Source organism: Streptomyces sp. NPDC047515 (genome assembly GCF_040643055.1).
Taxonomy (GTDB): Bacteria; Actinomycetota; Actinomycetes; order Streptomycetales; family Streptomycetaceae; genus Streptomyces.
On record NZ_JBEYTM010000024.1, the window covers coordinates 88,136 to 108,186 of the forward strand.

General features: G+C 71.4%; 16 protein-coding genes and 1 pseudogene. 14 read left to right on the forward strand and 3 right to left on the reverse strand.

From position 1 onward, the window contains the following. Nucleotides 1–11: 11 nt before the first annotated feature. The 10 genes from ABZ826_RS20985 (at nt 12) to ABZ826_RS21030 (ending at nt 13,668) form a co-directional block, all read left to right on the forward strand. Nucleotides 12–1,553, forward strand: coding sequence for a cytosine permease (locus ABZ826_RS20985; protein WP_361450167.1), 1,542 nt, complete (start codon nt 12–14; stop codon nt 1,551–1,553). 47 nt (nt 1,554–1,600) lie between these two features. Next, on the forward strand, nt 1,601–2,002 hold the full coding sequence (locus ABZ826_RS20990; RefSeq protein WP_361450170.1) for a nuclear transport factor 2 family protein: 402 nt from the start codon (nt 1,601–1,603) through the stop codon (nt 2,000–2,002). 89 nt (nt 2,003–2,091) lie between these two features. Continuing rightward, complete coding sequence (locus ABZ826_RS20995; RefSeq protein WP_361450173.1) at nt 2,092–3,531, forward strand: gamma-aminobutyraldehyde dehydrogenase; 1,440 nt, start codon at nt 2,092–2,094, stop codon at nt 3,529–3,531. 162 nt (nt 3,532–3,693) lie between these two features. Further along, nucleotides 3,694–4,107 carry a hypothetical protein gene (locus ABZ826_RS21000; protein WP_361450176.1) on the forward strand — a complete coding sequence of 138 codons (414 nt, stop codon included), beginning with the start codon at nt 3,694–3,696 and terminating at the stop codon, nt 4,105–4,107. A 100-nt stretch (nt 4,108–4,207) separates the two neighbouring features. After that, nucleotides 4,208–6,310: a phage holin family protein gene (locus tag ABZ826_RS21005; protein WP_361450179.1), complete on the forward strand. Its 2,103-nt coding sequence runs from the start codon at nt 4,208–4,210 to the stop codon at nt 6,308–6,310. A 46-nt stretch (nt 6,311–6,356) separates the two neighbouring features. Continuing rightward, nucleotides 6,357–8,468: an NAD-dependent DNA ligase LigA gene (gene ligA, locus ABZ826_RS21010; RefSeq protein ID WP_361450182.1), complete on the forward strand. Its 2,112-nt coding sequence runs from the start codon at nt 6,357–6,359 to the stop codon at nt 8,466–8,468. A 155-nt stretch (nt 8,469–8,623) separates the two neighbouring features. Beyond that, complete coding sequence (locus ABZ826_RS21015) at nt 8,624–9,448, forward strand: rod shape-determining protein MreC (RefSeq protein ID WP_361450185.1); 825 nt, start codon at nt 8,624–8,626, stop codon at nt 9,446–9,448. After that, the gene (locus ABZ826_RS21020; protein ID WP_361450188.1) at nt 9,445–10,047 is read left to right on the forward strand and encodes a hypothetical protein; all 603 of its coding nucleotides are present in this window, start codon (nt 9,445–9,447) and stop codon (nt 10,045–10,047) included. The genes ABZ826_RS21015 and ABZ826_RS21020 overlap by 4 nt, the downstream gene beginning before the upstream one ends. A 30-nt stretch (nt 10,048–10,077) precedes the next feature. Further along, on the forward strand, nt 10,078–12,405 hold the full coding sequence (gene secD, locus ABZ826_RS21025; protein ID WP_361450191.1) for a protein translocase subunit SecD: 2,328 nt from the start codon (nt 10,078–10,080) through the stop codon (nt 12,403–12,405). A 519-nt stretch (nt 12,406–12,924) separates the two neighbouring features. Further along, complete coding sequence (locus tag ABZ826_RS21030; protein WP_361450215.1) at nt 12,925–13,668, forward strand: YoaK family protein; 744 nt, start codon at nt 12,925–12,927, stop codon at nt 13,666–13,668. Here the strand turns inward: ABZ826_RS21030 and ABZ826_RS21035 are convergent. Then, a complete protein-coding gene (locus ABZ826_RS21035; RefSeq protein ID WP_361450194.1) occupies nt 13,658–14,563 on the reverse strand; it encodes a helix-turn-helix transcriptional regulator in 906 nt (301 codons plus the stop codon). The two genes, ABZ826_RS21030 and ABZ826_RS21035, sit on opposite strands and share 11 nt — an antisense overlap. A gap of 63 nt (nt 14,564–14,626) precedes the next feature. On the opposite strand from ABZ826_RS21035, the gene ABZ826_RS21040 reads away from it, so the two are divergent. Further along, the gene (locus tag ABZ826_RS21040; RefSeq protein ID WP_361450197.1) at nt 14,627–14,932 is read left to right on the forward strand and encodes a 4a-hydroxytetrahydrobiopterin dehydratase; all 306 of its coding nucleotides are present in this window, start codon (nt 14,627–14,629) and stop codon (nt 14,930–14,932) included. A gap of 144 nt (nt 14,933–15,076) precedes the next feature. On the opposite strand, the gene ABZ826_RS21045 is transcribed toward ABZ826_RS21040, so the two are convergent. Further along, nucleotides 15,077–16,039 (reverse strand): LysR family transcriptional regulator, encoded by a 963-nt coding sequence (locus ABZ826_RS21045; protein ID WP_361450200.1) that lies wholly within the window; start codon nt 16,037–16,039, stop codon nt 15,077–15,079. An 80-nt stretch (nt 16,040–16,119) separates the two neighbouring features. Between ABZ826_RS21045 and ABZ826_RS21050 the strand changes: the two are divergent. Continuing rightward, nucleotides 16,120–16,862, forward strand: a pseudogene (locus ABZ826_RS21050) (class I SAM-dependent methyltransferase). 78 nt (nt 16,863–16,940) lie between these two features. Here the strand turns inward: ABZ826_RS21050 and ABZ826_RS21055 are convergent. Beyond that, a complete protein-coding gene (locus ABZ826_RS21055; RefSeq protein WP_361450203.1) occupies nt 16,941–17,810 on the reverse strand; it encodes an NmrA family NAD(P)-binding protein in 870 nt (289 codons plus the stop codon). 81 nt (nt 17,811–17,891) lie between these two features. On the opposite strand from ABZ826_RS21055, the gene ABZ826_RS21060 reads away from it, so the two are divergent. Both ABZ826_RS21060 and ABZ826_RS21065 read left to right on the forward strand, forming a co-directional pair. Then, nucleotides 17,892–18,896 (forward strand): AraC family transcriptional regulator, encoded by a 1,005-nt coding sequence (locus ABZ826_RS21060; protein ID WP_361450206.1) that lies wholly within the window; start codon nt 17,892–17,894, stop codon nt 18,894–18,896. Nucleotides 18,897–19,120: 224 nt separating this feature from the next. After that, nucleotides 19,121–19,942 (forward strand): class I SAM-dependent methyltransferase, encoded by an 822-nt coding sequence (locus ABZ826_RS21065; RefSeq protein WP_361450218.1) that lies wholly within the window; start codon nt 19,121–19,123, stop codon nt 19,940–19,942. Nucleotides 19,943–20,051: the final 109 nt, after the last annotated feature.

Below are 20,051 nucleotides of genomic sequence, written 5' to 3' on the forward strand. Positions count from 1 at the left end.
GTGGAGCGCCCGTGACTGCCTCGATCACCGAAGTCGAGACCAATGGTGTCGAGCGGATACCCGACGCCGACCGCACGGCCCGACCGGTCGATCTCTTCCGGCTCGCCTTCGGCGGTGCCAACACTTTCGCGACATGCGTGCTGGGTGCCTTCCCGATCCTGTTCGGACTGTCCTTCTGGCAGGGACTCGCGGCGACACTGCTCGGCCTCGTCGCCGGTGCGCTGCTGCTCGCCCCGATGGCGCTGTTCGGCCCGACCAACGGCACCAACAACGCCGTCTCCTCCTCCGCCCACCTGGGTGTGCACGGCCGGATCGTCGGCTCGTTCCTCTCGCTGCTCACCGCGGTGGCGTTCTTCTCGATCTCGGTGTGGTCCTCGGGTGACGCGCTCGTCGGCGGCGCCCACCGACTCGCCGGTCTGCCCGAGTCCGACGTGACATATGGCATTGCATACGCGATCTTCGCCGGGCTCGTCCTGGTGGTCTGCGTCTACGGCTTCCGCTTCATGCTGATGGTCAACAAGATCGCGGTGGTCGCCGCCTCGGCGCTCTTCGTCCTCGGCGCGTTCGCCTTCGCGGGAGACTTCGACGCCGGCTACGCGGGTACCTTCACCTCGACCGCCGACCCGCTCTTCTGGCCGTCGTTCATCGGCGCCGCGCTGATCGTGCTGTCCAACCCGGTCTCCTTCGGCGCGTTCCTCGGCGACTGGTCCCGCTACATCCCGGCCACGACGCCCCGCCGCCGGGTGATGGGCGCCGCGTTCCTCGCCCAGATCGCCACGCTGCTGCCCTTCTTGTTCGGTCTGGCCACCGCCTCGATCATCGCGTCCAAGGCCGGCAAGTACCTCGACCCGGCCGCCCCCAACTACGTCGGCGGACTGCTCGCCATCTCGCCCGGCTGGTATTTCCTGCCGCTCTGCCTGATCGCCCTGATCGGCGGCCTGTCGACCGGCACGACCGCGCTGTACGGCACCGGCCTCGACGTCTCCAGCGTCTTCACCCGATTCAGCCGGGTGCAGTCGACCTTCTTCATCGGCGCCCTGTCGATCGCCTTCATCTTCTTCGGCCGCTTCGCGCTCAACCTCGCGCAGTCCATCTCCACCTTCGCGACGCTGATCATCACCTGCACCGCCCCGTGGATGATCGTGATGGCACTCGGTTACGTCACCCGGCGTGGCTGGTACGACGCGGACGCGCTCCAGGTCTTCAACCGCCGTCAGACCGGTGGCCGCTACTGGTTCAACCACGGCTGGAACTGGCGGGGGATGTCCACCTGGTTCCTCTCCGCCGGTGTGGCGCTCCTGTTCACCAACCTGCCTGGCCAGTTCGTCGGCCCGCTCGGCAATCTGGCGAACGGCACCGACATCTCCCTGCCGGTCGCCCTGGGGCTCGCGGCGGTGGTCTACCTCGGCCTGCTCACCCTCTTCCCCGAACCGCGCGGGGTGTACGGCCCGGACGGCCCCCGACTCGTCAGGGCGTCGGACACGGCCGTCGTGCCCATCACCGGCGGCCCGGACGACGAGACCGTCGCCGCCGCACCCGCCGCCGCGAGCTGAACGGCCCGGCCCTCCGCCCCCCAACGCCCCGTCACCAGGAGCCGTACATGAGCACCACCCCCGTCCACGAAGTCCGGGCCGCGGCCGACGCGCTGATCGCCGCCTTCGCCGACGGCCGCCTCGACGACTACTTCGGGTCCTTCGCCCCGGACGCCACTTTCGTCTTCCACTCCACCCCGCAGCGGCTCGGCTCCACCGCCGAGTACCGGGCGCTGTGGCAGCGGTGGGTGACCGAGGACGACTTCCGCATCGTGCGCTGCGTCTCGACCGGACAGCTCGTCCAGCACTACGGCACCACGGCCGTCTTCAGCCACGACGTGGAGACCACGATCGTCACCCGGGCCGGCGAGGAGACCGTCCACGAGCGGGAGACCATCGTGTTCGCCCGTGCCGCCGACGGCAGCTGGCCCGCCGTCCACGAGCACCTGTCCGCCCGTTCGGCCGAGTGACGGTGCCTCCCACCGGTATCACCGCCTGACCACGCGTCCCACCTCCACCGCCGCCCGACACGAGCCCGACCATGAGAGAGACCGGTTCCATGAGCACCACGTTCCGTAATTACATCGACGGCGTCTTCGCGGACGCCTCGGACGGCCGCACCCTCGACGTCGTGGACCCCGGCACCGGCGAGGTCTACGCCACCTCCCCGCTCTCCGGCGAGGCCGACGTCAATGCGGCGATGGCCGCCGCCGCTGCCGCGTTCCCCGTCTGGCGGGACACCACCCCGTCCGTACGGCAGCTGGCCCTGCTCAGGATCGCCGACGCGATGGAGGCGCGGGCCGACGAGCTGGTGGCCGCCGAGAGCCGTGACACCGGGAAGCCGCTCCACCTCACCCGCACCGAGGAACTGGCCCCGGCCATCGATCAGGTCCGCTTCTTCGCCGGTGCGGCGCGGATGCTCGAAGGCCGCTCGGCCGGCGAGTACATGGAGGGGACGACGTCGATCATCCGCCGCGAGCCGGTCGGTGTCTGCGCGCAGGTCGCGCCGTGGAACTACCCGCTGCTGATGGCCGTGTGGAAGTTCGCCCCGGCGCTCGCCGCGGGCAACGCCGTCGTGCTCAAGCCCTCCGACACGACCCCCGCCTCCACCGTCCTGATCGCCGAGATCATCGGCGGCGTACTGGAGGAGCTGGGGCTGCCCCTCGGCATCTTCAACGTGATCTGCGGCGACCGCGAGACCGGCCGTGCGATGGTCGAGCACCCGACCCCGGCGATGGCCTCCATCACCGGTTCGGTGCGGGCCGGCATCCAGGTCGCGCAGAGCGCGGCCAAGGACGTCAAGCGGGTCCACCTGGAGCTCGGCGGCAAGGCTCCGGCCGTGATCTTCGAGGACGCCGACCTGGAGAAGGCGGTCGAGGACCTGATCGTCGGCGGCTTCTTCAACGCGGGCCAGGACTGCACGGCCGCGACCCGGGTCCTGGTCCACGAGTCCGTCCACGACGAGTTCGTCACCGCGCTCGCCAAGGCCGCGGCCGACACGAAGACGGGGCAGCCGGACGACGAGGACGTGCTGTACGGCCCGCTCAACAACGCTGGCCAGCTCGCCCAGGTCAGCGGCTTCATCGACCGCCTTCCGGAGCACGCCAGGGTCGAGGCGGGCGGCCACAGGGTCGGCGAGAAGGGCTACTTCTACGCCCCGACCGTCGTCTCCGGTCTCCAGCAGGACGACGAGATCATCCAGAACGAGGTCTTCGGCCCGGTCATCACCGTCCAGAAGTTCACGGACGAGGCCCAGGCGCTGGAGTACGCCAACGGCGTCGACTACGCCCTGGCGTCCTCCGTATGGACCAAGGACCACGCACGCGCGATGCGGATGTCCAAGAACCTCGACTTCGGCTGCGTGTGGATCAACACCCACATGGCACTCGTCGCCGAGATGCCGCACGGCGGATTCAAGAAGTCCGGCTACGGCAAGGACCTCTCCGCGTACGGCTTCGAGGACTACACCCGCATCAAGCACGTCATGACGTCGCTCTGATCCCTGCCACCCACCTGTGCCCCCGCCCGGTTCCGCCCGGCGCGGGGGCGCACAGTTGCTCCGTGTCCGTATTCCGCGCTTCCGCCGTCCCGGCACGCGCCTTTTTGCGCGGGAGCCGGAGGGGTAGGGTCGCCCCCTACGCCTAGCACGGGGGGAACGGCCATGGGGGACGGGCAGGACGTACGGGTGGCGGCCATCGCCAGTCTCACGCCGCTCGAAGAACTGGACCGCGATCCGTTCCTCGTGGACACCCGCGGCCAGCACGCCATGTGCGCCCGCTGGGCCGCCGACAAGGGATACGTCGTCACCCGGCAACTGCGCTTCTACGGGCTGCGCCCCGACCACCACGCCCTGTGGACGGACGTCGAGAGCGGCGACATCGAACTGTTCGTCGCCGCCAACGACCGGGTGCTGGCGCGGGCCCTCACCTCGGTGCCCGAGTTCGCCGCGGAGTGCGCCCGGCGCGGCGTGCGCCTGGAGCTCGCGGGACTCGACGAGCCGCCGTACAGCGCCGGTACGAAGGCCAGCGTGCACCGTCGGCTCTCCATGCCGACCGCCGGATACGACGGCTGCTGACCGCCCCGGGCCGTCGTCGGCTCAGGCCCACTGCCCCGCTGTGAAAGGCTGGGGCGCAAGGGCCCGGATCGGAGGGGTCCGGACGTGAGGTGGGAACGGCGTGGGTGACGGGCGATGGCGAACAGCCGGCAACGCCCTGATGCGAGTGACGGTGGTGTGGGCGGTCTCGACGCTCACGATGCTGGCACTCGCCGGGATTCTGCCGGACTTCCAGCTCCAGTCCGACGACGGCGACAGCATCACCAAGACCGCGTTCACCGCGGCCTGGGGCGCCGGCGCGTTCGGTCTGCTCTCCGCACTGGTCTGGCCCGTCCTGGTGCGGGCGCTGCTCATCGTGCCCGCACTCGTTCTCGGGATGCTCGTCTTCTTCCTGAACGGCTCGCTGCTGCTGCTCGCCCTGCGGCTCATCCCGGACGGGCGCGGCGCCGCCAACCCGGAGACCGCGGTCGTCGTCGCCGCGGTGATGTCCGCCGTCGCCTCCGCGACCTCTACGGCGCTCGCCGTCCGCGACGACAACGCCTACCGGCGCCGCCTCTCCCGGCTCGCCGACCGCCACCGACGGCGCAGCGGTACGGACAGCGGGCGCAGCGGCCCACCCGGCACCGTCTTCATCCAGCTCGACGGCGTCGGCCACGACGTTCTCGCCCACGCCGCCGAATCCGGCCTGATGCCGACCGTCGCGCGGTGGCTCGCGAACGAGGACGGCCACCGGCTCATACCCTGGCGCACCGACTGGTCCAGCCAGACCGGGTCCAGCCAGCTCGGCATCCTGCACGGCAGCAACCACGACATCCCCGCCTTCCGCTGGTACGAGAAGGAGAGCGGCGACGTCATGGTCTCCAGCCGCCCCGCGAGCGCCCTCGAACTCCAGCGCCGCGCCATCGCACGCACCCGTGACGGCGGACTGCTCACGGTCGACGGAGCCAGCCGCGGCAACCTCTTCAGCGGCGGCGCCGACCAGCTGGCGCTCGTCCTGTCCATGGCCGCGCGGCTCGGCAAGGGCCGTCGCTCCAGGGCGGGATACTTTGCCTATTTCTCCGATCCGGCCAATGCCGTGCGTACCGCGCTGTCGTTCCTCGCCGAGGTCTGCCGCGAGATCGGCCAGTCAACCCGGGCGCGGATCCGTAAGGACACCCCCCGGATCAAGCGAGGTGGGCTCTACCCCTTCATCCGGGCCTTCGCGACCGTCGTCGAACGCGATGTCGTGGTCTCCGCGGTCATCGGGGACATGTTCGCCGGACGCACCGCCGTCTACGCCGACCTGGTCGCGTACGACGAGGTGGCGCACCACTCCGGACCGCGCAGCCGGGACGCGGAGAAGGTGCTCGCGCGCCTGGACCGGTCGCTCGCCCTGATCGTCAAGGTCGCCGAGCACACCCCGCGCAGGTACCGGATCGTGCTGCTCTCCGACCACGGTCAGAGCCCCGGAGAGACTTTTGCGGGGGCGTACGGGCTGACGCTGAAGGACCTGGTGCGGGCGGGCTGCGGGCTGCCCGTACCCCGTCGGGCACAGCGCACCCGCAGCGGTTCGGAGGCGCGTGACGCGGTACGGATCGCCCTGCACCGCCGGCCGGTCGAGGAGGGCGAGGCGGAGCACCGGGCGAAACCGTCCGACCCGGTCGTCCTCGCCTCCGGCAACCTCGGCCTGATCTCCTTCCCGGACATGGCGGGGCGGGCCTCGCGCGAACAGCTCGACCGGAGCCGACCCGCACTGCTCGGCACCCTCGCCAATCACCCCGGCATCGGCTTCCTGCTGGTGCGCAGTGAGCGCCACGGATCGGTGGTGCTGGGCCGCGGCGGCGTCGAGATCCCGCTGTCGGAGCTGAAGGACGGGGAGGGACCGCTGGCGTCCTTCGGGCCCGGCGCGGCGGCCGCGGTGCGCCGCACCGACAGCTTCCCGCACGTCGCCGACATCATGGTGAACTCGATGTACGACGAATCCACGGGCCGAGTGCACGCCTTCGAGGAGCAGATCGGCTCGCACGGCGGTCTGGGCGGCGAGCAGTCCCGGCCGTTCCTGCTCTGGCCGGCGGACCTGTCGGCCCCGGTGGCGGAGGGCACGGAGCTGGTCGGGGCCGAGCAGGTGCACAAGGTGCTGCGGCGCTGGCTCCGGGAGTGCCCGGGACCACAGATACCGCTGGCGGCGCCGGGCACGACGAGCGGCGTCGACGAGGCGGACGGAACAGTTCCGGCGGCCGGTTGAGGAGCGTTGTCAGTGCTGAGGGGCGTTGTCAGTGGTGGGCGGCAGGATGGGGGCCATGACGAACTCAGCTGTTGTGCTCGCCGATGCCGCCGCCTACGCCGCCGCGGTCGAAGAAGCGTCGCAGGCCGCCGCCGCGTACTACGCCACGGGCGAGAGCGCGCTCGACGACGACGCGTACGACCGGCTGGTGCGGGGGATCGCCGCATACGAACAGGAGCACCCGCAGGAGGTGCTGGCGGCCTCTCCGACCGGCAAGGTGGCGGGCGGCGCCGCGGGCGGCGACGTGCCGCACACGGTGCCGATGCTCTCGCTGGACAACGTCTTCTCCGCCGAGCAGTTCGCCACCTGGACCGCGTCCCTGGAGCGCCGGATCGCCAGGCCCGTCGCCGCGTGGAGCGTGGAGCCGAAGCTCGACGGCCTGGCGGTCGCCGCCCGCTACCGGGCGGGCCGGCTGGATCGGCTGATCACCCGGGGCGACGGCACCGCGGGCGAGGACGTCTCGCACGCGATCGGCACCGTGTCCGGCCTCCCCGAGCGACTCGCCGAGCCGGTGACGATCGAGATACGCGGCGAGATCCTCATGACGAGAGAGCAGTTCGAGCAGGCCAACGCCGTGCGTACCGAGCACGGCGGCGCCCCCTTCGCCAACCCGAGGAACGGCGCGGCGGGCACCCTGCGCGCCAAGGACCGGGCGTACACGGTGGAGATGACGTTCTTCGCCTACGGCGCCCTCCCGCTGCCCGAGTCCGGAGAGCTGACCGGCACCCTCGCCGAACTCCCGCACAGCGAGGTCCTTTCCTACGTCGCCGCGCTCGGCGTGCACACCGCGGCGGACACGGACGTGGCGCCGCGCACCGTCACCGCCGTCGAGGAGGTGCAGGCCCGGGTAGAGGAGGTGGCGGCCCTGCGCGCGTCGCTGCCGTTCGGCATCGACGGCATCGTGATCAAGGCGGATCTCGCGGCCGACCAGCGCGAGGCCGGCTCCGGGACCAGGGCGCCGCGCTGGGCCATCGCCTACAAGCTCCCCGCCGTGGAGAAGGTCACCCGGCTCCTCGGCGTGGAATGGAACGTGGGCAGGACCGGCATCATCGCACCGCGCGCCGTTCTCGAACCGGTCGAGATCGACGGCTCGACCGTCAGCTATGCCACGCTGCACAACCCGGCCGACATCACCCGCCGCGATCTGCGCATCGGCGACCGGGTGATGGTCTACAAGGCGGGCGACATCATCCCCCGTATCGAGGCGCCCGTCGCCCATCTGCGCACCGGTGACGAGCAGCCCGTCGTCTTTCCCGAGGCGTGCCCCCAGTGCGGCTCGGAGATCGACACCAGCGAGCAGCGCTGGCGCTGTGTCCGGGGCCGCGACTGCCGCCTCGTCGCGTCCATCTCGTACGCGGCGGGCCGCGACCAGCTCGATATCGAGGGCCTCGGCACGACCCGGGTCGTCCAGCTCGTCGACGCCGGCCTGGTGGTCGATTTCGCCGACCTCTTCACTCTCGACCGGGAGCAGCTGCTCGGCCTGGAGCGGATGGGCGAGACCAGCACCGACAACCTCCTCGCCGCCATCGAAACGGCACGGACCCAGCCGCTCTCCCGCGTCTTCTGCGCACTGGGGGTACGTGGCACCGGGCGCTCCATGTCACGGCGGATCGCCCGGTACTTCGCGGACATGGACCGGATCAGGGCCGCCGAAGCCGAGGAGCTGCAGCGGGTCGACGGCATCGGCAAGGAGAAGGCCGCGGGCGTCGTCGCGGAGCTGGTGGAGCTGGCCCCGCTGATCGAGAAGCTGATGGCCGCCGGGGTCAACATGACGGAGCCCGGAGCGACGCCGCCGCCCGAGCCGGGCCAGGAGGGTACGGAAGCGGCCGCCACGGCGGACGGGGAGGGGGTCGCCGGGCTGCCCCTCGACGGAATGACCGTGGTGGTGACCGGCGCCATGACCGGTGCGCTGGAGAAGCTGTCCCGGAACCAGATGAACGAACTGATCGAGCGGGCCGGCGGGAAGTCCTCGTCCAGCGTCTCCAAGCGCACCACCCTCCTCGTGGCCGGCGAGAAGGCCGGATCCAAGCGCACCAAGGCCGAGGACCTCGGTGTCCGGATTGCCGCGCCGGACGAGTTCGCCGAACTGATCGCCGGATTCCTTCCGTCGGAGGTGTGACGACAGGACGCGGACCATGCAACGCCGAGCCCTTGGATTTACCTGGGAGTGGCTTTCTTTGCCTCCCTATTGCATAGTGAGGGCTCGGCCATGCCTCGCTATCAGCGGGTCCATGGGTGTGTGAACGGCTGCGGTGGCAGACCGGGGGAGGGGCGATGCGTTCGCTGCACGACGGACCGCGACTCGACCCGTCCGTCCGCCGGGACTACCGGGGCGTCACTCGCGGCATCGCGCTCGACCTCGGCAGCTCCCGGACCCGTGCCTGGCTGCCCGGCCACGGCGTCATCGCGGACACCGGAGCCTGCGGCGACCCCGGCGCCGAACCCGGGCACGGGCGCCCCGTCCGGCGGGGGCGCATCGTCGACCCCGTGTCCTGCGGCCGGATGCTCGGCCGTATCGCCGAGACGGCACTGGGCGCGGACCGCACCGACACCGTGATCGTCCTCAGCCATCCCGTCCTCGCCGGATCCGAGCACCGCGCCGTCGCGCGAGAGCTCATCGCCGCACTCGGGCCGATCGGCGTCATCGCCCTGGACAGCGCGAGAGCCGCCGCCGCGTACGCCGGACCGCGGGACGGCGGCCCGCTGCTCGTCGTCGACCTCGGCGCCGAGCTGACCGAGGTGACCCTTCTCGTCGACGGACTGGTCCGTGACGCCCGCCAGGCCGAGACGGGACTGAGCGACCTCGACCCCTGCGAGCCACCCACCGCCGTCGTGCGCACCGTCCTGGACATGGTCATGGCGATGTGGCAGCAGGACCGGCACGGTGCCGTCCTGGGGGCCCTGCGCAAGGGCCCGTTGCTCGCCGGGGGCGGCGCCGCCCGCCCCGACATAACCGACCGGATCGCGGTCCGGCTCGGTGTTCCGGTACGTCTCGCCGAAGACCCGGCGACCACGGTCGTGCGCGGCGCCGGGCTGATCCTCAGCTCCGTGCTCCGCCGGGCCGGTGTGGCACCGGCCCTGCCCGGTCGACAGAGGTGACCCCCCTCCCGGGGCCGCCCCCGGGGAACGCGCCCCCGAGGGCACGGCCGGGCAACCCGGCGCACCGCGAACGCGTACCGGCGGCCCGGCAGTTCCTCGTCGCCCTCCTGCTCGCCGTACTCACCGTCGGCGGCGGCGCCCCCGCAACAGCCGGAGCCGTACTCCCGGCCCGGCCGTTCGCCGGTGTGCCGCCCTCCGTCGCGTACTCGCCCGGCGCGCATCAGCCCACCCCGCACACCGACCGGACCGCCCGGACCAGCACCGTCCAGGACACCCGCCGCACCCGCACGGCCACGGCGACCGACCGCCACCGGCCCGCGCCCACGACCGCTCCCCAGCCCAGGGCCGGCACCGACCACGCCCGGACCGCGCACCAACTCCAGCCGCCCGGCCCCGACATCCTGCTGTCCGGTCCACCCGGCATCCGCCCGCCGCACCACTCCCACCAGCGGCCCCCCGCCGCACCCCTTCGTGCCGCCGGCCGCTTCCGCGTCGCGCTCCCCGGCGTACGCGGACCTCCGGGAACGGCCGTTCACCGGCCACCGGTCCTGCCACCGGAACCGTCCCACAGAACCGCCGTCCCGTCCTCGCCGAGGTGAGGGCGCCCGGCGCCCCCTCGGAGGAAACCCATGACTCGCGCCACCACGGTGCGAGCGGTTCTGGCTGCGGCCGTGCTGCTCGTATCCGCGCTCATCACCCTGACCATGTCACCCAGACTCGGCCTCGATCTTCAGGGCGGCACCAGATTGGTGCTCCAGGCCAAGGACTCCGATACCGCGAAAGCGGACCGGGAGAGCACCGACCGCACTCTTGAGGTGCTCCGCCAGCGCATCGACAACCTCGGCGTCGCCGAGCCCACCCTGACCCGCTCCGGTGAGGACCGGATCATCGTCGAGCTCCCGGACGTCCAGGACCCGCGCAAGGCCGCCGAAGTCATCGGCAGAACCGCCCAGCTCAGCTTCCACGCCGTTGAGGGCCCCGGCACACGGAACAGCGACGAGGCGGACGGGAAGGCGGACGACCGGGCCGACCGCGGGCCGACGCTCGCCGACGAGCAGGGCCGCTCCCTCGACCTCGGCCCGGCCCGGCTCTCCGGCGCGGGAGTCAAGGACGCCACCGCCGTGTTCGACGCCCAACAGGGCGCCGGCTGGACCGTCTCCCTCGACTTCCACAAGAAGGCGGGCCGGGACTGGACCCGGCTGACCGGCGAGGCCGCCTGTCATCCGGTCCAGGACGAGCGGCGGCGCGTCGCCATCGTCCTCGACCAGCAGATCATCTCCTCGCCGCAGGTTTCCCCCTCGGCCGGCTGCGGCGTGGGTCTGCCCTCGGGCTCCACCCAGATCACCGGCTCCTTCAGCGCCGACGAGGCCAGAGAACTGGCCCTGCTCATCAAGGGCGGTGCCCTGCCGCTCCCGGTCGAGATCGTCGAGCAGCGGACCGTCGGTCCGACGCTGGGCGCCGCCGCCATCGACGCCAGCGCCCGTGCCGCCCTCATCGGCGCCGCGGCCACGGCGCTCTTCATCACCGTCGTCTACCGGCTCTTCGGCGCGCTCGCCGCCGTCGCACTCGCCGCCTACGGACTGATCTCCTACGCGGCCCTGGTCGCCCTCGGCGTCACCCTCACTCTGCCCGGCCTCGCCGGATTCGTTCTGGCCATCGGGATGGCGGTCGATGCCAACGTGCTGGTCTTCGAACGGGCCAGGGAAGAACACGCACAACGTCCCGGCCGCACGCTGCGCTCGTCACTGACCGCGGGGTTCCGTGGTGCCTGGAGCGCCGTCGCCGACTCCAACGTGACGACACTGATCGCGGCCGGGCTGCTCTTCTTCCTCGGCTCCGGACCGGTGAAGGGCTTCGGTGTCACACTCGCCATCGGTGTGATGGCCTCGATGTTCTCCGCCCTCGTCATCGCCCGCGCACTCACCGAGATCGCCTCGGGCTCACGCTTCGTCAGCGACTACCGGGGCGTCAACGGCATCGCCGGTCCCGGCCGGGTGCGGACCTGGCTGACCCGTCGCGACCCCCAGCTGATGCGCTCCCCGCACCGCTGGCTGCTGATCTCCACGGCACTGATCGCCGTCGCGGTCCTCGGCATCGTCGTACGCGGCGTCAACCTGGGCGTCGAGTTCACCGGCGGGCGGCTCGTCGAGTACTCGACCAGTCGGCCCGTCGACGTCGAGCGCGCCCGCGACGCCCTGGCCGACGCCGGTTTCGGCGATGCCGAGGTCACCACGGCCGGTGCGGGCGACCTCTCGGTACGTACCGGAGAGCTCGACGACGACGGCGAACAGGCCCTGCGGGCGGCCCTCGCGGAGGAAGGCGGCAAAACCACCAAGATCCGCGACGAACTCATCGGCCCCAGCCTCGGGGACGAACTCCGGCGCAATGCCCTGATCGCCCTCGGCATCGCCGTCCTCGTGCAGCTGGCCTATCTGGCGATCCGGTTCCGCTGGACGTTCGCCCTGGCCTCGGTCGGGGCTCTGATCCATGACGTCATCATCCTGGTCGGCGCCTTCGCCTGGCTGGGACGGACCGTCGACGGCATCTTCCTGGCCGCACTCCTCACCGTCATCGGATACTCCGTCAACGACTCGGTGGTGGTCTTCGACCGGCTACGGGAACTGTGGGCGAAGGCCCGTCGCACGCCCGTCGGCACGATCGCCAACCGGGCCGTTCTCCAGACCGTCCCCAGAACGGTCAACACCGGGATGGGAGCCCTGTTCATCCTGACCGCTCTCGCCGTGCTGGGCGGCGACTCCCTCGCGGACTTCGCGCTCGCCCTGCTCATCGGCATCTGCGTCGGCACGTACTCCTCCGTGCTGACCGCCGTACCGGCCGCGCTCGTCCTGGAGCGGAGCAGCAAGGCCCCGCCACCCGCCCGCAAGAGGGCCCCGAGTCGCCGTTCCGGAACGCGAACGGCGCGCCGGGATCCGATCGACAACGGAGCACGCGTCTAAGGGCTGTCCCGTAATCCCTGGCGGGCGTGCGACGACAGCTACGGCACCTCGCCGCGTTGTCGGAACGCCCGAATACATCCAGTATTCGGGCGTCCCTCTGCCTTGCGATGCACCGCATCTGACGCCGCACGCTGATCCACCAGGGATTACGGGACAGCCCCCAGGGTCCTTCGTCCGGATCAGGCCGGATCGGCGAGCGGGGCCCGGCGGCGTGCATCGCGAGGCGGAGGTGAGAGTCATGGCGCAGGAGAGAGCCATGGCGACCGACGACAACGCGGCGGGGCCCGGCGCCGGGCACACGAGCCCGGCGTGGTCCACACGATCCGAACGAGAGGGCCTGGCGTCTGTCCGGCGGGCCGGGGCCGGACGGCCCGGCCACTTTGTGCCGCACGGCGCCCCCGTCCCCGGAACCCATGTTTCCTTCCGGGCGGGGGCCGCGTGCGTCGGTCGTGGTGTTCCGTACGCCCCGGGCGGCACAATTCCGAGCACCCGCCTCGTGATCGGAGCGTGCCCGTGCCCGTGCCCGTCGTGCTGCGTGAGGCCTGGTCCACCGTCGTACCGGACCTGAACGACCGGCATGGACCGCTGCCGCCCCTGATGCTCGCCCTGACCGTCGTCACCGGACTGGTCGACGCCGTCAGCTATCTTGAACTCGGCCGGGTCTTCGTGGCGAACATGACCGGCAACGTGGTCTTCTCCGGCTTCGCGATCGCGGGAGCCCCCGGGTTCTCGTTCGCGGCCTCCCTCGTCGCACTCGCGGCGTTCGTGGTGGGGGCGCTGCTCGGCGGTCTGATCGTGCACCGTGCGCTGTCCCATCGCGGCCGGATGCTGCTGTACGCACTCCTCGTGGAGACCGTCTGCGTCCTGGCCGCGCTGATCGTCACCGTGGTGTCCGGCCATCCCTTCACCGGCGGGGTCCGCTTCGCCCTCATCGCACTGCTCGGACTCGGCCTCGGGGCGCAGAACGCCGTGTCCCGGGCACTGGCGGTTCCCGACCTCACCACCACCGTGCTGACCCTGACCATCACCGGCATCATCTCCGACAGCCGGTTCGTCGGCGGAGGTGGCAGCAAGGCCGGACGACGGGCGCTCTCGGCCGCAGCCATGATGACCGGCGCGCTCGTCGGTGCCGCGGCCGTGCTGCACGGGCACCCGAGCCTGCCCCTGCTGCTCGCCGTGGCGGTGCTGGCCGTCGCGAGCACCGTCGCCGCCGTCCTGGCACGCTCGGACGCGCCCTGGGCCCGTCCTGTCGTCAGGAAGTGAGGGACCGCAGATGGTCGGCGGTGGCCCGGTCGGCGGGCAGGAAGGTCTCGATGGCCAGTTCGGCCACCGTCACGTCCATCGGTGTGTTGAACGTCGCGATGGACGAGACGAACGAGAGCACCTGCCCGCCGTGCTCGATGTGCAGGGGCAACGCGAACGGCAGAGATGACGCGGGGCCGACTGCCCTGCCGTCCCCGTCCCCGTTCCTGGTCGTGCTTTCGCCGATGGCCCCGGTACTTCCGCCGCTCCCGCTGCTTCCGGCGGTTGCGGCGTCCTCGGAGTTCTCGGCCCTGTCAGTGCCGTCGGGTGCGGGATAGCCCGCGACCTCCTCGTACAGCTCACGCAGCTCGGCCGACCGGGCCAGGGCGATCTGGCGTTCCATCTGTGCCAGCAGATCGGCCCGCCACTCCCGAAGGTTACGGATGCGTGGCGCCAGGCCCTCCGGATGGAGCGTGAGCCGCATGGCGTTCAGCGGCGGGACCAGTAGATGCCCGGCCACGTCCTCCAGCAGCATCGCGATACCCCGATTGGCCGCCACCACGTTGTACATGCCGTCGACGACGAGCGCCGGATACGGGTCGTACCCGTGGAGCAGACGCTCCATCCCCTCGCGCAGCGCGCCCAGCGCCGGGTCGTCGAGCGCGGTCTGTGCGTATCGGGGCGCGTAACCGGCGACCACGAGCAGGGCGTTGCGTTCCCTTACCGGAATGTCGAGGTGTTCGGCCAGCCGCAGGATCATGTCCTCGCTGGGGCGGGAGCGGCCCGTCTCGATGAAGGAAATGTGACGGGCCGAGGAATCGGCGCGGAGGGCCAGTTCGAGCTGGCTGATCCGACGCTGCTCCCGCCAGCTGCGCAGCAGCGGCCCTACCCCCGTGTCAAGCGCGACAGTTGTCATACCAAGACCGTAACGTCACCGGCACCGTCGACCGGCACCGATCGCTCGTGAGGGAGTCGCAGCATGCCCGCCGCACCATTGTCGCAGAAAGAGATCGAGGACCGTCTGGGCGACCTGCCCGGCTGGTCGCTGGAGGGTGACAGCATCACCTGTACCTACCGGCTCCACACGCATTTCGCCGCCGTCGGGCTGACCGTGCACGTGGCCCAGATCCAGGACGAACTGAACCACCACTCCGATCTGACCCTCGGGTACAACACCGTCACCCTCTCCGTGAACACCCATGACGCGGGTGGCGTGGTCACCGAGAACGATCTCAAACTGGCCGCGCGGGTGGTGGCGATCGCCCCCGGACACGGCGTGAGATAGCCGGACGGGCGGGCACGCCGCCGAACACCGAGGTCTCCGGGCCGGGCGTCCGACGGGGGCGGGCGCCCGATGGGGCCGGGGCGATGTGGGTGGGCGACTCGGGTGGGTGACACGCATGGGCGCCGCGCAGCCGAGGCGGCCACCTCACATCGCGGCGCCGAAACGCGGATGCCGGTCGAGCCAGCGCGCATAGCTTTCGCTGCGCCCGGCCGCCTCCGCGTACGCTGCCCGGGTGTGCCCGCTCACCGCTCCGGACGCCGCTGCGGCCGCAGCCGAGCGGGGGTGCCAGCCCAGCAGATGGCGCCAGCTCAGCGGTGAACCGGAGAGCGGGCGGGGCACCACTCCCGGCGTCGGCGGGAAGGTCGCCCGGCACAGCCCGACCGCCCGTCCGACCTGGACCAGATGGACGACGGACGCCGTGTCCGTCTCGTACACCGACACCGGGCTGAACCCGGCCCGCGCGCAGGCACCGACGAAACAGTCGGCGAAGCAACCGTCGCCCGGTACGTCCGCCCAGCACTCGCCCGCCAACGCGGAGAGGTCGAGCTCCGGCTCGTCGGCGAGCGGATGGGAGTCCGGCAGCATCACAAAGACCGGGTCGACCCCGACCACCTGCCACGTCAGTCGGTCGTTCGCCGGTGGCGGGCTCTCTCCGCAGGTCCCGATGAGCGCGAAGTCGAGCCTTCCGTCGACCAGTTGGGCGGCGATCTCGGCAACCGGCCAGGAGGTGTACGTCGACACGGGCGCGGTCGGGTGCGTGGCGACCAGGCGGTCGACGAGGCCGCCCAGCAGCGGTCCGTGCGTGCCACCGAGCCGGAAGCGTTCCATCGTTCCCCAGGCGTTGGCGAAGCGCACCGCCTCCTCCTGGAGCTCGCTCACGGCGGGCAGCACCACCCGGGCCCGTTCGAGCACCAGCTCACCCAGGAGCGTGGGCCGCGCACCGGTGTGGTCCCGCTCGAACAGCGGGCCGCCGAGAGCCTTCTCGATCCGTCGCAGTTGCGCGCTCAGCGCCGGCTGGGCCAGCCCGAGGGCCGCGGCGGCCTTGGTCAGGCTTCCGGTGTCGGCGATGGCACGTACGGTTCGCAGATGGCGTAACTCCAGCTCCATAAACGCAAGTTATGGGCCCTGCGGCCTACCGGCAATATGCCGGCGTCCATTCGGTAGAGGTCTGTGTCAGAGTTGGCCAGGTGCTGAACTACAGCGCCGAGGCGGCTGCCTACGACGCCACCCGCGGTGGCGCGCCCAGGGCCGAGGCTGCGGCCGCGGCGGTGCTCGGACTGGTTCCTTCCACCCGCTGGACATCGGCTGCGGTACGGGCCTGGTCACCGAGCGAATGGCCCTCGCCCGTCCCGGACTCGGCGTGTTCGGTACCGACGCCTCGTACGGCATGGCACGGATGGCCCGGCAGCGGATCGGTTCGGTGGCGCTCGCCGACGCGCGCCGGCTGCCGATGCCGGACGCTGCGGTGGATGCGGTCGGCGCGATCTGGCTGCTGCACCTGCTGCACCTGCTGCGCGGCGAAGGGGACGTGCGGGCGGTGGTGTCCGAGGTGGCGCGGGTGGTGCGGCCCGGTGGTGTGTTCGTCACCACCGTCGACAAGGACGCGGCCCACGACGTGGGCAGCGACATCGACGAGGCCTTCGCCCCCTGTCTCGACGCCGGCCCGTCCGATTCCGCGAACCTGGTCGTCGGGTACGGATCGGAGGCCGGCCTCGACGTGGTGGGGGACGCCCACTTCCGGGGGCATGGCCAGGGCCGGACCCCGTTGAGCGCGGCACAGGCGGTGCGTGCGGGCTATTACGCCTCGCGCCTGCACCTGCCGGGGGCGGCGGCCGAGCGGCTCGCGGCCGTACTGACGGCGCTGCCCGAGCCCGACCGGCCGCGCCCCGATCCGCGCTACCGGCTGCCGGCGCTGAGACGCGGAGACTGAGAGGAGCTCACAAAATGGGCGCCCGGCGCCCCCACGAGTGCGTTCCGATGCTCCCGGCCGCCCCACGGGCCGACGGTGCTACTCCCGGACCGTGTCACGGACCTCCCACGCACCTGCCCGCGCCGCCGCACGGACGAACGCCCCGAAGTCCTGCGGATCGCGCCGAAGCACTCGCTTCACGCCCTCGGTCACCGTCGCGTTGTGCCCGTCGAGCAGCATGGTGAACAGGCCGGCCAGAAAACCGGCTTCGGGCCCCGGCACGCCGTAGCGCTCCAGCATTCGCGCGTACTCCGGTCCGGTCACCGGCAGATACCGCACCGTGCGCCCCGTGGCCCGCGCGATCTCCGATGCGACCTCGTCGAACGTCAGCAGCCGCGGCCCGGTCAGCTCATGCACCACGCCCGCATGGCCGTCCTCGGTGAGCGCGGCCACCACCACGTCGGCCAGATCGTCGACGTCCACGAACGGTTCAGCGGTCCTGCCCGCCGGGAACACCACCTCGCCGCCGAGCACTCCGTCCAGCATCGCGCCCTCACTGAAGTTCTGCGCGAAGAACGCCGACCGGACGACGGTGAGTTCCACCCCCGCCGCCGATGCGCGCAGGCTCTCCTCCGCCACCACCGCCTGCGGCTCGCCCCGTCCGGACAGCAGCACCAGTCGTCGTACCCCGTTCTCCACCGCGATCCGCCCGAAGGCCGCCATCGCCTCCGGCGCACCGGGCGCCGCCAGATCCGGGTAGTACGTCACATATGACGCCTCCGCACCCCGCAGCGCCTCCGCCCAGCCGGACTCGTCCGCCCAGTCGAAGCGGATCTCACCACTGCGCGAACCGGACCGCACCGGGACCCCACGAGCGGCCAGCCGCTCGACGACCCGGCGGCCGGTCTTTCCCGTACCACTCGTCACCAGCACCGTTTCCCGCCGCGCGTTCTCCGTGTTCTGTGTCATGGCTCAAGGCTCGTCCGGCGGCGCCGTCCGCGACATCCCCGTGCCGCTCAGCTCCATACGCGTGCGTCTACGCTGCTGGGCATGGACGCACTCGCCGGACTCCTGGACGGGCCGAGGGCCAAGGGCGCCTTCCTGCTTCGGATGGTGATGGAGCCTCCGTGGTCCGTACGGATCGAGGACCGGGCCCCGCTCTGCCTGATGTCGGTGACGGACGGGGAGGCCTGGATCGTTCCCGCCACAGCCACAGCCACAGCCACAGCCACAGCCACAGCCACAGCCACGGACGCCGTGCTGCTGCGGCCCGGTGACATCGCCATAGCGCGCGGCCCGGATCCGTACACCGTCGCCGACACCCCCGGCACCGCGCCGCACGCCGTGATCGGACCCGGCGGCACCTGCACCACACTGCGCGGCGAGCCGCTCTCCGAATCCATGCAGCTGGGGGTGCGCACCTGGGGCAACGCCCTCGGTGGCGCGGCGGCCATGCTCATCGGCACCTATCTGCTGGACGGCGAGATCAGCCGGCGACTGCTCGACGCCCTGCCCCCGCTCGTTCATCTGCCCTCGGACGGCCGGGGCAGCCCTCTGCTGACGCTGCTCGACGAGGAGATCTCCAAGGACGAGCCCGGCCAGAGCGTGGTCCTGGACCGTCTTCTCGATCTGCTGCTGATCGCCGCGTTGCGCACGTGGTTCGCCCGGCCCGGCGCCGAAGCCCCCGGCTGGTACCGGGCCATGGGTGATCCTGTCGTCGGTCAGGCTCTGCGGCTGCTGCAACGGGATCCCGCCCACCCCTGGACGGTCGGCGGTCTCGCCGCCCGTACCGGGGTCTCCCGGGCCGGCCTGGCCCGGCGTTTCACCGAGCTGGTCGGGGAGCCGCCGATGACATACCTGACCGGCTGGCGACTCGCCGTCGCCGCGGACCTGCTGCGGGAGACGGATGTCACGGTCGAGGCGGTGGCGCGGCGGGTCGGGTACAGCCAGTCCTTCGCGTTCAGCACCGCGTTCAAGCGCGTCCGAGGTGTCAGTCCACAGGAGTACCGGAGCGGCGGCTTGCCGAACCGGCAAGAAAGCTTGCCGGATGCGTGATGTGTGGTGAGGGTGTCCGCATGAGCCAGCACACCGATCACGGTCATCAGCACGACGCCACTCACGGTTCTGAGCACGATGGCGGCCATGGTTCCCAGTCCGATGGCACTCACACACCTCAGGACCACGCCACCCGCAGTCATCAGCACAGGACCGCGCACGGCGGTCACCCGGGCACCGCGCACGGTCATCACCACGACAACACCGAATTCGGCTGGGACGTCATGGGCCCGCTGCTGGAGCAGAACGCCGAGCTCAGCAGCCCGCAGTACGCGGAGGCGGCCCGGTGGATCGCCGGTCTGCCCACGGCCCCGGAGGTCCGCAGGGTGCTCGACATCGGCAGCGGTCCCGGCGTGATCTCCTGTCTGCTCGCCGAGGTGTTCCCCGAGGCGGAGGTGGTCGCCGTCGACGGCACCCCGGCCCTGCTGGAACGCACCCGGGCCCGCGCGCAGCGGCTCGGCCTCGGTGACCGGCTCCGCACCCAGCAGGCCGACCTCCCCGACGACCTCGACGGACTGGGGGAGGCGGATCTGATCTGGGCGGGCAACACCCTGCACCACATGGGTGACCAGCGCGCCGTTCTCGCGGGGTTCGCCGAGCTGTTGCGCCCCGGTGGGACCGTCGCCCTGGTCGAGGGCGGTCTGCCGCCGCGCCAACTCCCGCGTGACATCGGCATGGGGCGGCCCGGTCTGGAGGCCAGGCTCGACGTGATCACCGCGGACTGGTTCGAGGACATGCGGGCGGCACTGCCCGGCTCCAAGCGCGAGACCGAGGACTGGAGTGCCCTGTTCACCGCGGTGGGGCTGGAGCCGCAGGGCACCCGGAGCTTCCTTCTCGACCTTCCGGCACCACTTTCAGGACCGGCGCTCGACCACGTCATCGCCGAATTCGGCCGTCGGCGCGAGATGCTCGGGGAGGCCCTCTCGGCCGAGGACATCGCCGTACTGGACCGGCTGCTCGACCCCGAGGACCCGGCCGGACTACGCCACCGCCCCGACGTCTTCCTGCTCATGGCACGCACGGTGCACCTGGGCCGGAAGGGCTGACCGGTGTCGACCTGCTAGTGTCCTGCGCCAGGAATTCGATCAAGATATGCGGCGAGGCGTTCGAGGATCTCGTCGGCGCTCTTCGTCCAGGCGAAGGGGCGGGGGTTCT

Bases quoted from the DNA above. Each gene is read 5' to 3' on its own strand.
- ABZ826_RS20990 (WP_361450170.1), top strand. From the start codon at position 1,601: ATGAGCACCACCCCCGTCCACGAAGTCCGGGCCGCGGCCGACGCGCTG.
- ABZ826_RS20995 (WP_361450173.1), top strand. From the start codon at position 2,092: ATGAGCACCACGTTCCGTAATTACATCGACGGCGTCTTCGCGGACGCC.
- ABZ826_RS21000 (WP_361450176.1), top strand. From the start codon at position 3,694: ATGGGGGACGGGCAGGACGTACGGGTGGCGGCCATCGCCAGTCTCACG.
- ligA (WP_361450182.1), top strand. From the start codon at position 6,357: ATGGGGGCCATGACGAACTCAGCTGTTGTGCTCGCCGATGCCGCCGCC.
- ABZ826_RS21015 (WP_361450185.1), top strand. From the start codon at position 8,624: ATGCGTTCGCTGCACGACGGACCGCGACTCGACCCGTCCGTCCGCCGG.
- secD (WP_361450191.1), top strand. From the start codon at position 10,078: ATGACTCGCGCCACCACGGTGCGAGCGGTTCTGGCTGCGGCCGTGCTG.
- ABZ826_RS21035 (WP_361450194.1), bottom strand. From the start codon at position 14,563: ATGACAACTGTCGCGCTTGACACGGGGGTAGGGCCGCTGCTGCGCAGC.
- ABZ826_RS21040 (WP_361450197.1), top strand. From the start codon at position 14,627: ATGCCCGCCGCACCATTGTCGCAGAAAGAGATCGAGGACCGTCTGGGC.
- ABZ826_RS21045 (WP_361450200.1), bottom strand. From the start codon at position 16,039: ATGGAGCTGGAGTTACGCCATCTGCGAACCGTACGTGCCATCGCCGAC.
- ABZ826_RS21055 (WP_361450203.1), bottom strand. From the start codon at position 17,810: ATGACACAGAACACGGAGAACGCGCGGCGGGAAACGGTGCTGGTGACG.
- ABZ826_RS21060 (WP_361450206.1), top strand. From the start codon at position 17,892: ATGGACGCACTCGCCGGACTCCTGGACGGGCCGAGGGCCAAGGGCGCC.
- ABZ826_RS21065 (WP_361450218.1), top strand. From the start codon at position 19,121: ATGGGCCCGCTGCTGGAGCAGAACGCCGAGCTCAGCAGCCCGCAGTAC.